Source organism: Priestia sp. YIM B13551, assembly GCF_042787905.1.
Taxonomy (GTDB): domain Bacteria; phylum Bacillota; class Bacilli; order Bacillales; family Bacillaceae_H; genus Priestia.
In genome coordinates this window covers 1-12,938 of record NZ_JBHZOX010000020.1, presented here as the reverse complement: position 1 = coordinate 12,938, position 12,938 = coordinate 1, and the positions used below count along the sequence as shown (strand labels likewise).

16 protein-coding genes are annotated in these 12,938 nt (G+C 32.2%); 8 read left to right on the top strand and 8 right to left on the bottom strand.

What is annotated here, in order from left to right:
- Nucleotides 1-220: 220 nt before the first annotated feature.
- The 3 genes from ACFX4N_RS30070 to ACFX4N_RS30060 all read right to left on the bottom strand — a co-directional run bounded on the left by ACFX4N_RS30070 (nt 221) and on the right by ACFX4N_RS30060 (nt 2,231).
- Nucleotides 221-619, bottom strand: a complete 399-nt coding sequence (locus ACFX4N_RS30070; RefSeq protein ID WP_165574579.1) for a hypothetical protein — start codon at nt 617-619, stop codon at nt 221-223.
- 198 nt (nt 620-817) lie between these two features.
- Entirely contained in the window at nt 818-1,741 is a 924-nt protein-coding gene (locus ACFX4N_RS30065) for an anti sigma factor C-terminal domain-containing protein (protein WP_377263693.1), read from the bottom strand.
- Nucleotides 1,725-2,231: an RNA polymerase sigma factor gene (locus ACFX4N_RS30060; protein ID WP_377263691.1), complete on the bottom strand. Its 507-nt coding sequence runs from the start codon at nt 2,229-2,231 to the stop codon at nt 1,725-1,727. Before ACFX4N_RS30060 ends, ACFX4N_RS30065 begins: the two co-directional genes overlap by 17 nt.
- Nucleotides 2,232-2,440: 209 nt before the next feature.
- Between ACFX4N_RS30060 and ACFX4N_RS30055 the strand changes: the two genes are divergently transcribed.
- From ACFX4N_RS30055 to ACFX4N_RS30045, 3 genes are all read left to right on the top strand, one after another.
- Nucleotides 2,441-2,779 carry a PadR family transcriptional regulator gene (locus ACFX4N_RS30055; RefSeq protein WP_153253235.1) on the top strand — a complete coding sequence of 113 codons (339 nt, stop codon included), beginning with the start codon at nt 2,441-2,443 and terminating at the stop codon, nt 2,777-2,779.
- Nucleotides 2,776-3,633 (top strand): permease prefix domain 1-containing protein, encoded by an 858-nt coding sequence (locus ACFX4N_RS30050; protein ID WP_377263689.1) that lies wholly within the window; start codon nt 2,776-2,778, stop codon nt 3,631-3,633. The genes ACFX4N_RS30055 and ACFX4N_RS30050 overlap by 4 nt, the downstream gene beginning before the upstream one ends.
- A gap of 779 nt (nt 3,634-4,412) precedes the next feature.
- Complete coding sequence (locus tag ACFX4N_RS30045) at nt 4,413-4,814, top strand: hypothetical protein (RefSeq protein ID WP_377263688.1); 402 nt, start codon at nt 4,413-4,415, stop codon at nt 4,812-4,814.
- A 271-nt stretch (nt 4,815-5,085) separates the two neighbouring features.
- Here ACFX4N_RS30045 and ACFX4N_RS30040 read toward each other — a convergent pair whose 3' ends face one another.
- The 4 genes from ACFX4N_RS30040 to ACFX4N_RS30025 form a co-directional block, all read right to left on the bottom strand.
- A complete protein-coding gene (locus tag ACFX4N_RS30040; protein ID WP_377263686.1) occupies nt 5,086-5,475 on the bottom strand; it encodes a hypothetical protein in 390 nt (129 codons plus the stop codon).
- Nucleotides 5,476-5,624: 149 nt separating this feature from the next.
- Complete coding sequence (locus ACFX4N_RS30035) at nt 5,625-6,101, bottom strand: hypothetical protein (protein ID WP_377263684.1); 477 nt, start codon at nt 6,099-6,101, stop codon at nt 5,625-5,627.
- Between the two features lie 144 nt (nt 6,102-6,245).
- On the bottom strand, nt 6,246-7,517 hold the full coding sequence (locus tag ACFX4N_RS30030) for an MFS transporter (RefSeq protein WP_377263682.1): 1,272 nt from the start codon (nt 7,515-7,517) through the stop codon (nt 6,246-6,248).
- 23 nt (nt 7,518-7,540) lie between these two features.
- Nucleotides 7,541-8,467: a bifunctional helix-turn-helix transcriptional regulator/GNAT family N-acetyltransferase gene (locus ACFX4N_RS30025; protein WP_377263680.1), complete on the bottom strand. Its 927-nt coding sequence runs from the start codon at nt 8,465-8,467 to the stop codon at nt 7,541-7,543.
- A gap of 298 nt (nt 8,468-8,765) precedes the next feature.
- Here ACFX4N_RS30025 and ACFX4N_RS30020 point away from each other — a divergent pair, with 298 nt between their 5' ends.
- Complete coding sequence (locus ACFX4N_RS30020; RefSeq protein WP_061860515.1) at nt 8,766-9,236, top strand: DinB family protein; 471 nt, start codon at nt 8,766-8,768, stop codon at nt 9,234-9,236.
- 401 nt (nt 9,237-9,637) lie between these two features.
- Here ACFX4N_RS30020 and ACFX4N_RS30015 read toward each other — a convergent pair whose 3' ends face one another.
- Complete coding sequence (locus ACFX4N_RS30015; RefSeq protein ID WP_377263678.1) at nt 9,638-10,336, bottom strand: aspartate/glutamate racemase family protein; 699 nt, start codon at nt 10,334-10,336, stop codon at nt 9,638-9,640.
- 267 nt (nt 10,337-10,603) lie between these two features.
- Between ACFX4N_RS30015 and ACFX4N_RS30010 the strand changes: the two genes are divergently transcribed.
- The 4 genes from ACFX4N_RS30010 (at nt 10,604) to ACFX4N_RS29995 (ending at nt 12,484) form a co-directional block, all read left to right on the top strand.
- The gene (locus tag ACFX4N_RS30010) at nt 10,604-11,014 is read left to right on the top strand and encodes a thiol-disulfide oxidoreductase DCC family protein (protein WP_377263708.1); all 411 of its coding nucleotides are present in this window, start codon (nt 10,604-10,606) and stop codon (nt 11,012-11,014) included.
- Nucleotides 11,007-11,495, top strand: coding sequence for a hypothetical protein (locus ACFX4N_RS30005; protein ID WP_377263677.1), 489 nt, complete (start codon nt 11,007-11,009; stop codon nt 11,493-11,495). Before ACFX4N_RS30010 ends, ACFX4N_RS30005 begins: the two co-directional genes overlap by 8 nt.
- A 156-nt stretch (nt 11,496-11,651) precedes the next feature.
- On the top strand, nt 11,652-11,882 hold the full coding sequence (locus ACFX4N_RS30000; protein ID WP_377263675.1) for a cold-shock protein: 231 nt from the start codon (nt 11,652-11,654) through the stop codon (nt 11,880-11,882).
- Between the two features lie 203 nt (nt 11,883-12,085).
- Entirely contained in the window at nt 12,086-12,484 is a 399-nt protein-coding gene (locus ACFX4N_RS29995; protein ID WP_377263673.1) for a GNAT family N-acetyltransferase, read from the top strand.
- Nucleotides 12,485-12,938 lie beyond the last annotated feature (454 nt).

Sequence of the window (12,938 nt, the reverse complement as noted above, 5' to 3'; positions counted from 1 at the left end):
AAAAAAAGTTGTGTTTTTTATACAAAAAATAAAAAAACTCTCAAATAAGAGAGTTTTTGATTCAATATGCTATAAATTTTATTAATTATGCCTAATGAAACATCAAGGTCAATCCTTACTAAGGTAAGCTTTTATTATAAATAGAACTATGTAACCTTAGTTATCATAACAGACAAAAATAAGTAAACTTTATTAGAAGGAATCTTTTAATTTGAAATTTTTAAGGTCTATATCCATACAAGAATTCAAACATAAAGAAACATACAAAACCTATAAGTAAAACAGGAATCAAACTAATTCCTAAATACACACGATGTAGGGGCTTTTTTAGTTTTTTGAACCAGTTATAATATAGTATTAAGAATAGTATACAGGCAGGTATAAAGAACACAGCTGCAAATATATCTGTTAACTTCGAATTTGCATCCCAATACTCTTCTGGAACGGGAGTATGTACGTACCATTTATCGGCTAAACGAGTTTGAAGATAACTAAAAAATAATATTCCTAACGAATAATAGATACCAACCAACCACTTCAACCACTTTGGTAAATAAGACTGACTTGCAATAATACACATAAGCACTAATATAAAAAATACTGAAACTCCATAACTCATTTGTAACCTCCAACAAAATTTAAGCCTTAACAACGAAATATGAGTAATTTTACCATATCAGTTTATATGTGTATATACCGGTTTTGAGGTAGAAGAAATAGAATCTTAATTAATATGATTGATTCTGCAGGAAGCAAAAAGAAAGCTTAATAAACCGAAGTTTATATTCCTACTTCCCATACCAAAACATCCTAAACATCAGTACTTATCAACCACTGCTCCTAAACTAGCTGCTTTAACATAGGGCTTATTTCGCAAGGAAAGCAGTTCTTCTTTTGTTCCTGTAACTACTACGCCTATAATTAATCCATTTTTCTGTCTGTTTTTTAGACTTTTGACTTCTCCTGGATCTGTTTTTTGGAGCTCATTTAAAAAGTCTGCTTCTGTTTTGACTTTATTACTCGTTAGTTTTACTCCTAGTTGTGGTGATGGTTTAGAAATACCTAATAACCATCGTCCACTTTCTGGCTCACCTCTGTAACCAGTAGACTTTGCATAGTTATCTACCCAATACCACGTTTGGTGAGCAGATGTAGGCAGCATCCTTTGTACTTCTTTCAATGTGTAATTTTTATTGAAAGATATGGCCATCTCTATGTATTTGTCATTTGGATAATCTTTAATCATTTTAAAGTCATTAGCATACACCTTATACTTATACTTAGGTACGTAGAATAGCATCTCACGTTGTCCATTAGGAATATGATACATTGTAGTGTCATTAACAATCGTACTGTGCGTTGAGAAGGATGCATTAAAGTTTCCATTTAAATCGTACGTTATTTCTTCTGTACCCCAAGGTATAACTTTATCTTCAATCACTTTAAATACTTCACTCTTAATCGTTCCCTTTAAAATTCCTGTTGAGATGGTATCCGTGTTAGTAAATGTGTTCGGAGACATCCTTACATGATTTTCCTTAATGAACCGTTCAGTTAGTTTATTTCCTTGTGTATTTATAAAATAATCGTTTCCTTTTATTAATACAGTAATAACAAAACAGACTACGAGTGCTGAGATAAAAACTGTTCGTAAAAATGCTATGTATTTTGCTTTTTTTAGTGTTCTATGCAAAGACTTTTCATCAAAAATGGAATCTAACTCATCATTCGTTTTTTTCATGACATTCTCTCCTATACATTTCTTTAAACGTCTTCCTAGCACGAGCTAAATACGTTTTGGCAGCTTCAGGTTTGATATCCACATATTCCGCAATTTGTTTATAAGACCAGCCCAACTCGTACTTTAAAAGAAGTAGCTGCTTAAAGGTGGGAGACACCTTTTGAAGGATGCTTCTTACTAGAAGCTGATTTTCTTTTGCAATCATTATGTCCTCAATTAATTGCTCATTAGTAATAAGGTACTCCTCTACTATTACGTAATGAGATTTTTTGTTTTTTCGACAGTAATCGTAATATAAGTTTATCGCTACTTTAAAAAGCCACGATTTATATTTACCGGTATCAATCGAATCAAGATGAATAAGTAATTTACAAACTGCTTCTTGAACAATATCTTTAGCAGTTTCTTGGTTTGCACCTTGTTTGATTAAGTACAAATAAAGTTGATTCATGACAATTTTTAGCTGATCGTTTGATAACCGATTTTTCAAGTGTTTTTCCTCCTTCTTGTCTTATAACGTATGAGCAGTGAAAAAGTATACAATCATTTCACATTTTTCTATAAAAAAGGAAAACAATTAATCTCTTATTACATGTTCAAAGAAAGAATGATTTAATTATATATTTCATGCGACATATTTTTGATAATACCTTGTAATAAAAGGTATTCTTTTTTATAATTTCTTAAGAGGTGGATAAATTGGAAATTAGTAGAGAAATTTTGAAAGGGCATATTGATACGCTAATCTTATCGCTACTGCATCAACGGGATATGTATGGCTATGAATTAGCTAAGATTGTTCGTGAGAAGAGTGAAGAACAATTTGAACTAAAGGAAGGCACTCTTTATTTGTCTTTAAAGAGATTGGAAAAAAACAATTGGATTTCTTCGTACTGGGGAGATGAACAAGGCCCTGGTGGAAGAAGAAAATATTATAAAGTCACATCATTAGGTACGCAAAACTTTGAAGCCAAGCGTTTAGAATGGCAATTTGTAAAGAAAATGATGGATTCTTTTTTATGGGGAGGCACTAAGTGAAGAGAATAGAAAAATTTGTGGATTCTATGTACCTGAATGTAGAAGGAAATCAACAAGAAATTAATGAGCTGAAAGCAGAAATGACCAATCATCTGTTGGAAGCAGTCCATGAATTAAAAGCAGAAGGCAAAACAGAACAACAGGCCATTGCAATAGCTATTAAACGGTTTGGTGAAGAAAAAGAAATACGAAATGTGATTGGACAATTGTTTGAAATACAGAAGATATTTGCAAAGCGCATCCTATACGTAGCAGTAGTATGCTTAATCGTCACAATGTCCAGCTTTTATTTTCTGTGGAAAGTGGAAGAATCAACGGCTCAAGGAATATCCGACACAGGTTCATTAATATCCTATGAATTGAAAGATAAAGATGTGATAACCAGAGACATAAAAAGAAAAATAGAAGCGTTAGTAGAAGATACAAACTATGTTTCTGAGGTTACTATTTATAAATCAAAAAAAATAATCAGCCGTTCTGGCGAAAATTATATTGAATATCACTGGAAGGGAGTGCAGCCAGATTTTCAATATCAAAGAACCCTTTGGGCTCCAAAATGGTTAGGAGCAGACTTTGACACATTTGGAAATGGGGATGACCAATGGTTCATTTCAATAGACAATAGAAGCTTTAGTCGATTAGAAGCCGTTGTCTTATTTGTGGGAATGACTATTTACTGGACTCTGTTTACTATCTGGGCAATTATCAATGCTTATCATCAAAAAAGGTTACGAATTGGATGGGTTTTTATATTTGTATTCTTTAATATTCTAGGCTATTTAATTTATTATCTTACAGGAAGACAAGGTCTTATCCCTAGCAAACTTGATGAAATTTATGAGGATTACATTTAGGAGGCACACTTTACCCGGTTTGCTTTTCATGTAGAGTAATAGCTTTTGAAAAACACGAGAAAGGACTAATGATGAGCTCATTTGTTCTAATTCTAGTCCTTCTCATGCTAGGTATGCTATTATTTGCGCTGAATTTTAATAAGGAGAAGCAAGCATGCCATGCTTGCTCCTTTTGTTTTTTTCTAGTTAATATAAACAGATTATCGTTCATAAATAAAAAACCTTCCCAAAATAAACGACCTTAGAAATTGAAACCCATAATACAGCTGAAATTATGGGTAAGAGAGTAATAAGGAGACCCCATTTTACAGTTTTTTTAATAAATAACAGGACTGATCCTAAAATCCATACAGGAATTACTAGTAACATTTGAGGCTCGGTAAATCTGTTTCCAGAAAAGTTTTCGCCTATTCCTCCTTCAGCAAGGAACCAAGCAACTGGGATAATAATAATGCCTGTTATTAAAAGATGTATAACTCGATACATATTAAAGATACTAACCACCTAGATGAATTTCCCTTTTTGTACCATTTTATCAATAATATAAATTTTAATCACTATACCCCTTACATCTTTAGTCAACATAATGTGCGCTCTAGGAAGTTTGAATTAGTTTTACACTTTAGTAATTTAGATTAAAAGATAAATGTTACCATTAGTTAATAATACAACAAAAATCTAGGAGGTATTTTGAATATATAATTTAAGTAAAAAAGATAGTGATGTGTTTATAAAAACTTAAAAAGTAATAACATTAAAAGTTTGAAGGGGTTAAAATTGTGAAAAGATTATTATTTATTCTTAGCATTGTAATAATAGGCTTTGTTATAAATGGATGCAGTAATAACTCTGTAAAGGGAATTAAAGCAGATTACGTTGATATTGGTTTAGGGAAAAGTTTATATGAGGGATATAATAAAGTTGATCAAGAAAGCGTTCAGTCACTTGTTAATTCATATAATCAAATTGAATATATAGGACAAACTAGCCAACAACTGAATCTTGATAAGACAATATCCATAATATTCGTCTATCATGATAAAATTTCGGGAACTTTAATGATAGATGATAAGGGAATTTTTCATACAGATGATAGTGAAAAAAATTATCAAATTTCTTTAAACAACGATACATATGAACAAGCTTTAAAGGTATACAAGGATTTGAAACAGAAGTATTAAAATAGTAGAATATGAAAGTGAAAATTAAGGATTCTTTTTTAGATTCTCGTATCAAAAATAAGGTTGCTGATCATATAAAGTAAAAAGTGGTAACTTCTCATACTAAGCTGCCACTTTTCATAACCTTCAACACATATTTGGCCATTATAAGAAGATACGCCTATACTTAACACTCCTATATACACCAGTGTTAGAGTATATGTTTAGCTATCCCTTTCTAGTTAACATAAAACACGTTCTAGGCACTAAAAAAGGTAAAGATATGTTCATATTATTGAGCCTTTAAAACAATATCTTCTGATTCATCATTCCATTTCACTGTTAAAACCAAAGGATCTGATGTATTCATTTTTTTATCAGTATCAACCTCTATTTCCCCATTGAATTTACCCTCGTTATCTAACTGTATATCCCGAATTCCAATTCCATTTTTATTATTTGAGTTTTCAAGATTAACCCCAAAATCGTCAATAGATTCTGGTTGTTTACCTAAATAATTTAATTTAATTAGAGCTATTTCTTTATCATTTTTAGCAGGACTCATATTAACATTGGCTGACCAGTTTTTATTTTCACCGGAAAAATCTAAAGGTTTTGGATCTTTACCTTGGCAGCCACACATAAGAGACATTATAAAAACAATAAAATAAATCTTTTTCATTTGTTTCCTCCTTAAACAAAAAACCTTTTTATTACATTTTATCAAATATGTAGATATCAAACATACTCTATATTACATACAAAACTAGTTACCATAATCCAGATTCTAGGAACAACACAAGCGCTAACGTTATATTGTTAGCGCTTGTGTTATTGAGAGTCACCTCTAATTGTAAATTCAAATATAGATTTCTTTTCTTCTTTAGACATACCAGAAAAGAACTTTTTATGTACCCTTAACTCTTTTGTATTACTGGGGAACCTTTTTTCTAACCATGTAACTGCCATAGGAGTATGTTCAGGTTGAGCGTTTATCTTTTGAAGAAATTTTTCATAATCTATTAACACTTGATCTGTTATAAGTGACACATTCTGTTTTCTACTTTCATAATCCAATTTAGCTAGATCTTCTGCTGTAACATAGCCTTCAATTTTCTTTACAACTCCAAATTCAGAAGGAATGCGTTCTGAATTTAAAGAAACAAAATAATGCAAGTAGTTGGCTAAACGAAATAATCCCTTTTTTGTATCCTTCTTAGTTGCGATATAAAGCCATTCTCCTTGATTCGCATAACAATTTAATTCTTTGTCATTGAATGCTATTAACATCTTTTCATACTTTTTCAATGAACTAACTCCCTTACAAATAGTTACTTAAATTATATCTCTAATGATATGAATATCATATACAAAGATAGTTTACATAATCACTCTTATAGGTAGTCATAATAAATAAAAGAGGTAAGCCGTTAATAAAGGCTTACCTTTCTATTAACTTTGTAGTTGTTCGTGAGTGTCCATTTTATCTTTTTGTGTAACCTTATGAGGTTCAGGCAGTAACAAGTTTAAAATGGCTGCTCCTGCTAAGATCATAATTGAAAGATAAAAAGAAATATTGTAACTACCTGTTTCGTTATAAAATAAACCTGGTAAATAAGCGCCCAATGCCGATCCTATTTGATGGCTAAGGAATAACCACCCTAAAATAAAACCAATGGAGTATTCTTTAAAATATTGAGTAGCTAGTAATTGAGTTGGAGCTACAGTTGCAAAGTCAACCAATCCAAATAATACTGCAAAAATAAGCAATAATGCAGAATTATGACTGTACAAGAGAATACAAATAGATATCGCCCTCATTCCATATAAAAGAAATAACATTTTGCGACTACTCCAGCGATCAGCCACAACACCAGATAGTAAGATACCTATAATATTAAACCCAGCGAGTATACTTACGGCAGCACTAGTAACACTTGTTGAGAATCCATGATCATGGGAAAAAGGAATAAGGTGTGTATCCATTAATCCTGTAGTAGTGAAACCACAAATAGCAAAAGGTAAGATTAAAAACCAAAACTCTCTTTTTAGAAAGACATTCCATATTGAAGCGTTTGTGCTTAAAGCTTTTTTTTCGACTGTATCTTCTTCTACGATTTCACCGCCAATAGGAACTAAACCTTTCTCTTTAGGATGATTCCGTAAAAATAAAAGGACAATAGGAAAGACAATAAGCACTAAAAAGGCGCCTAATATAACAACTGTCATTTTCCAGTTAAGCCAATGAATTAACATGAGAGACCCTGGGACAAGAAGCATTTGTCCAGCACCAAAACCAGCTTCCATAATTCCAAACGCAAGTCCACGTTTTTCGTTAAACCAATTGGTCACAACCACTGTTGCGGCTACATTGGAGGCTCCTCCCACGCCGAGAGAAACCATAATTCCGTAAAGAAAGAATAATTGCCAAGGATGATTTACAAAAGAGGTGAGAAAAATACTTATACCTACTAGAAAAGTGCTAAAGGATAAAATGAGACGAGCACCCAATTTATCTACCAGTCTTCCAATGAGTGGTTGAGACAGCCCATAGATAATAAAACTCAATGTTGAAATAAGAGAAATCGTTCCTCTATCCATTGAGAAATCTGTTTCCCAAGGCTCAACAAAAGCTCCAAATGAAAGCCGAACACCTTGAACGGCTAAAAAGGTCAAAAATGTAACAAAAACAATAATCCAAGCGTAATGAAATGTTCTTTTCATATATTCCCCTCAACTAAAAGTAATTATTTTTTTCTTAGCTCTAAATCCCAGCGTTCTTCTATCAAAGTAGCTCCCCACAAGGATTTTTTCTCTTGCACTTCCTTTATTTCAAACCCAAATTTTTTATAGAGTGGTCTAGCTGTCACCATATCACTAACGGTCCAAAGAAAAAGGCGTTCATAATCACGTTCTTTACAGTATTGAACTAGAGAGCTAATAAGTTGACTCCCTATTCCTTTTTTGTGAAATGACGGATTTACTAAGAACCATCTTAACTGTCCTATCTTATTGCCATCATTCACTAAGCCAATACAGCCTGCAAACTCGCGATTTATTTCTGCTATCCAGATTCTTTCTATATCAGCATTAAAAGTATCCTGGAGATATGCTAAAAAGCTGTCATCCCATTTATGTACTTGATTATAAAATAGCCATTGTTGTTCAATCATGTTGTTAATATCATCAGAGGTATAATAGCTTCTAACAGAAACAGCTTCTTCGTCTTTTTCTTTAAATGACGTAGAAAGAATTTCTTGTATGGTATTCATTGAGGCTACAAGCTTTTGTTGTTGATCATGGTCCAAGCTTCCGAGAATATATTCTACTTGCTGATTAGCTTTTTTCTCCAACTCTTTGTAAATCAATTCCCCATGACTGGTTACATATAAAAGATGATTACGTCCATCATCTTTACACTTTTGCTTATAAATCATCTTTTCTTTTTCGAATTTTTTGATAATTCTACTTACATAACCGCCATCTAAGTCTAATCTTTCTTGAATGTTTTTAGCTGTACAATTATTGGTGTTATAAATTTCAAATAGAATACGGGTTTCTGTTAAAGAAAACGGACTGTCATAGATATGTTCATTTAAAAAGCCCAAAACATCTGTGTAAAACCGGTTAAATTTCCTAAATTCAAGACCACACTTACTCTGTACATCAATCATATTGACACCTCTTTTAAATAATATAAACGTAATTATTTACCAATTCTAACCTCAACACTTGCCTAAGTCAACTATTATTCTTCGATTGTATTCTTTTAAAAAAAGAATACAATATACAAACTTACCCGACTTAAGTAGAAAAAGGTAATCTATTAATAAAGTATAAGCGACAAGAATAGATAAGTTATGTTAACTGGTCACAAATATTATGAAGCACTAGAGAAACCTTAATTATATTGCTCTCTCCTCTAAAGGTGGTATAATATGGATGATTGTATCAGTGAAAGGGGAAAAAGAGATGAACAAACTTGTATTCAAGCAATTTGAAATCGGAAGAGAGTACTTCCTCAAAATCATAGGAGCTGTTTCGGAGGATCAAACTGATGTGCAGCCAGATGGTTTTAACAACACAATTCATTGGCATACAGGTCACGTTTTGACAGTTACAGAACAAACTATGTTTGGTTTTCCTCATGCAACAACCCATCTTCCAGCAAACTATATGGAATTGTTCGGAAATGGTACGAAACCTGCCGATTGGACGGGGGATGTACCTACTATGGATGAGCTTATGATACAGTTAAAAGATCAATTGGCTCGTATTCAGCAAATTCCTGCTGAACAGTTAAACAATACCTTGGAAAAGCCATTTCTAGGATGTAAAACCTTTGGAGAGCTGGCGGGTGTTACACTGATGCATGAAGCAACTCATATGGGACAGATTCAGGCAATGAAGCGAATAATTGAACATGTGGGTGTGAAAAATTGAATTTGACAAGATGATATAATAAAGTTATCGACAAGTATAGCCATTTTCTCCTTTTCTTTAGGTTAAAAAGAGAGGGTGGGGTTCACGTTATTACCTTGTATTAGATAGATTTTATAAGATGTTTTCTTCAACTACTGGCTAGTCGCAGTAGTTTTTTCTCTTTTTAAGATGAATACAAAGCTAATATAATCACAATTATAGGAAATTATTTATAAATTCACAAAAAAACAAGTCTCTCTCCATTGGAGAAAGACTTGTTTTTTATAGCTATAATTTATTTATAGTTAAAAGTTCAGTAGCTGCAGGAACAAAGCGAAACGTTGTATCTATGTTTTAACTACAGTATTTTCGTTATTTAAAGTTTCTAATAATTTATCTAAATAAGGATATCGTTCATTTTCCTAGAATAATCCTAACGCATAATCAACTGCTGCTTGTGCATGTATTTCTGTTGTATCAAATATAGGTATTGAGATATCATTCTGATTAATCAGTAAGGAAATTTCGGTACACCCTAATATAACTCCTTCTATTCCATCGTTGATTAAACCATTTATAATTTTTTGATACGCACTTTTGGAATCTGCTTCAATCTTCCCTAAACATAATTCTCTGTAAATGATATCATGTACAACTTGACGCTCTTCCTCACTCGGAATATTAACTTCAAGATTATAATTAGCGATAAGCCGACCTTTATAAAAATCCTCTTCCATTGTAAACTTTGTTCCAAGCAATCCTATTCTACTAATCCCTTGATCTTTTATTTTCATAGCCGTAGCATCTGCAATATGTAAGATGGGAATGCTAATATGTTGCTGAATCTCAGTTGCCATTTTATGCATGGTATTTGTACAGATAATTAAAAAGTCGGCTCCACCTTTTTCGATGTATTGAGCTCCTTTAATCATTAATTCTGTTGCTTCTTCCCATCTATCATTATGTTGTAATTTTTTTATTTCTTCGAAGTCCACAGAATACATCACACTTTTAGCAGAGTGATGGCCCCCTAACTTTCTATTTACTGTTTGATTAATAATTCTGTAGTATTCACTTGATGATTCCCAACTCATTCCACCTAATAAGCCTATTGTTTTCAATTCATCCAACCTCCCGTATAGGAAATATTACCATAAGATAGACTTTTTCAGCAGGAATATCATATAAAAAGTTAGTTACCATAATGGATTTTATAGGCACTCTTCTCAAAAAAATAAAGCTCACCTAACAAAATTGTAAGTCCATCTTACATTATTGTTAGGTGAGCTTTATTAAATTTCGTATTATAATTAATTGTAGAAAATATTTACAATTAATTAAGGGAATGAAATATATTGAAGGTTAAAAAACACAATCAACCTATTATTATGTTTGATGGGATATGTAACGTATGTAATCATTGGGTTCAATTTGTTATAAAAAGGGATCCCAAAGGCATATTTAAATTTTTGTCTCTCCAATCAGATTTAGCATGCTCATTAATAACAGATCACAATCTGAATAATAAGCAATTGGATTCCATTATCTTAATTGATAAAGATCAAATATATACTGAATCTACAGCAATCTTACATATCATAAATAAGCTTACCGGACCTATAAGGTTCTTCGTTCTCTTTTGGATAATACCTAAAAAAATCAGAGATAAAGTGTACCGTTTTATTGCAAAGAACCGATATCGATTCTTTGGGAAAAAAGAAAGTTGTCTCGTTCCTAGTAAAGAAATACAAAATAGGTTTATTAAAACGGAAACAGAAAGTGGGAAAACCGATGAATAGAAATACATTTCTAAAAAAGCTTAGAATGACGATTATTACTACTTTTAGATGGTCTTTAGCATTAACTTTCTTGATTTACGGCATTGCCAAAATCTATCCAGGTCAGTTTTCTACTGGCGACTTTATATATGACTCGACAAAGGACTCAGCAATGCAATTAGCATGGCATTTCTTTGGATATTCGGATACATATAATCTTTTTATTGCTTTTGGAGAAATAACAGCAGCCTTACTATTAGTAATTCCAAAGACAGCAACTTTGGGGAACATTATTTACTTACCTATCACAGTAAATATTACTATTCTTGACTTTTGTTTTGAGATACCAGCTCGTTCTGTTACTACCCTATTAACTTGTATGAGTATAGCCTTGCTTTTCTTTGAATATAAAAAATTAAAGAGAGTGTTTTTTGACTCGCCAGTAGCAGCTGAAACGTCTATCCCAACAAACCTTATAAAAAAGAAGGTGAACATACAATGATTGTACTACCTATTATGTTTGTCAGTTTGGGGATTTCTGCTTTTTACTATTTTATTATTAAAAAAGAAGCTTGAGATGAATACAATATACAGATCAGTTAACATAATCACCATTATCGAAACAAAAAAATACTGATACTTTAGGGGGAAGATTTATATGGCAGAAAGGCAAGTTGGAACAGTTAAGTGGTTCAATCATGAGAAAGGATTTGGCTTTATTACACCAGAAAATGGACCTGATCTTTTTGTCCATTTTACAGCTATTGAACGGGCTAAAGGGACTGAAGGGGTTGTTATTAAAAGCTTAAAAGAAGGGCAAAAGGTTACTTTTGTAGTAGTGAATGGCCAAAGAGGTATGCAAGCAGAAATGGTACGGGTCCTAGGCTAATATCTTAAGGAAATTATTACACAGTAAAAAATGTATATCATATGCAAAATTAGTTAACATAATCACAGATATCGGAAGCAATCCCTTGAAGACTGACACTATAAATTATATAAAAACTGGAACTGTTAAGAGTTTCAGTTTCTTTTTATACTCAAAGTAGATTAAAAAAATACCAACTACAAAGAATTGAAGGAGGAATACATATGGTAATTGAATATAAAGTTAATGCTTCAATAAATGCAAAAGAAGTAGCAGATGTTTTTAAATCATCTGGTATTAAAAGACCTGTTAATGAATTAGGACGAATTGAGCGTATGATTAAAAACTCAGATATCAATCTTACAGCATGGGATAACCAACAGCTCGTAGGAATTGCTAGGGCCATTACTGATTATAGTTATTGCTGCTACTTATCCGATTTAGCTATTCATAAAGACTATCAAAATAAAGGAATTGGTAAAGAACTCGTTCAACGTTTACAAGATATATTAGGAGAAGAAGTTGCATTAATATTATTAGCTTCTTCAGTAGCAATGGATTATTATCCTCATATTGGATTTGAAAAGTCAGAGAATGCATTTCGCATTCCTCGAAAACAATGAATTAAAACATCATAACCAGAGCAAACTACTCAAGACGCTCTGTAACGTCAGCTAAACATTGATTACCATTCATGAAACAGAAAAAACACTGATTAGGCCCAGTGTTTTTTCTGTTTTTAAGCTGTATATGCTATACATCACTAGTTAACATAATGTCTCTTTCCGGTACACATCAAAAAACCAATCCATTGGGAGACAATGGATTGGTAAAGGGGTCCTTTTCTTCTTTATGCAGCTCTTTATACATCCTTGATATTACTGGTTTGTCCCAAGATCCAGGTGGAAGGAGAATGCATAAAGAGTCTGCTTTTTATACATATGCTCAAGGTTGTCCTATATTGCCTTATTTATAAATATGTTGTACAATTATTCAGACTTTTTTTATGAATTGAAGCATACAAATTCCCTAAAAGCTATCCGTCCTGCAACGATGGGGTAGCTTTCTTTTTTTACA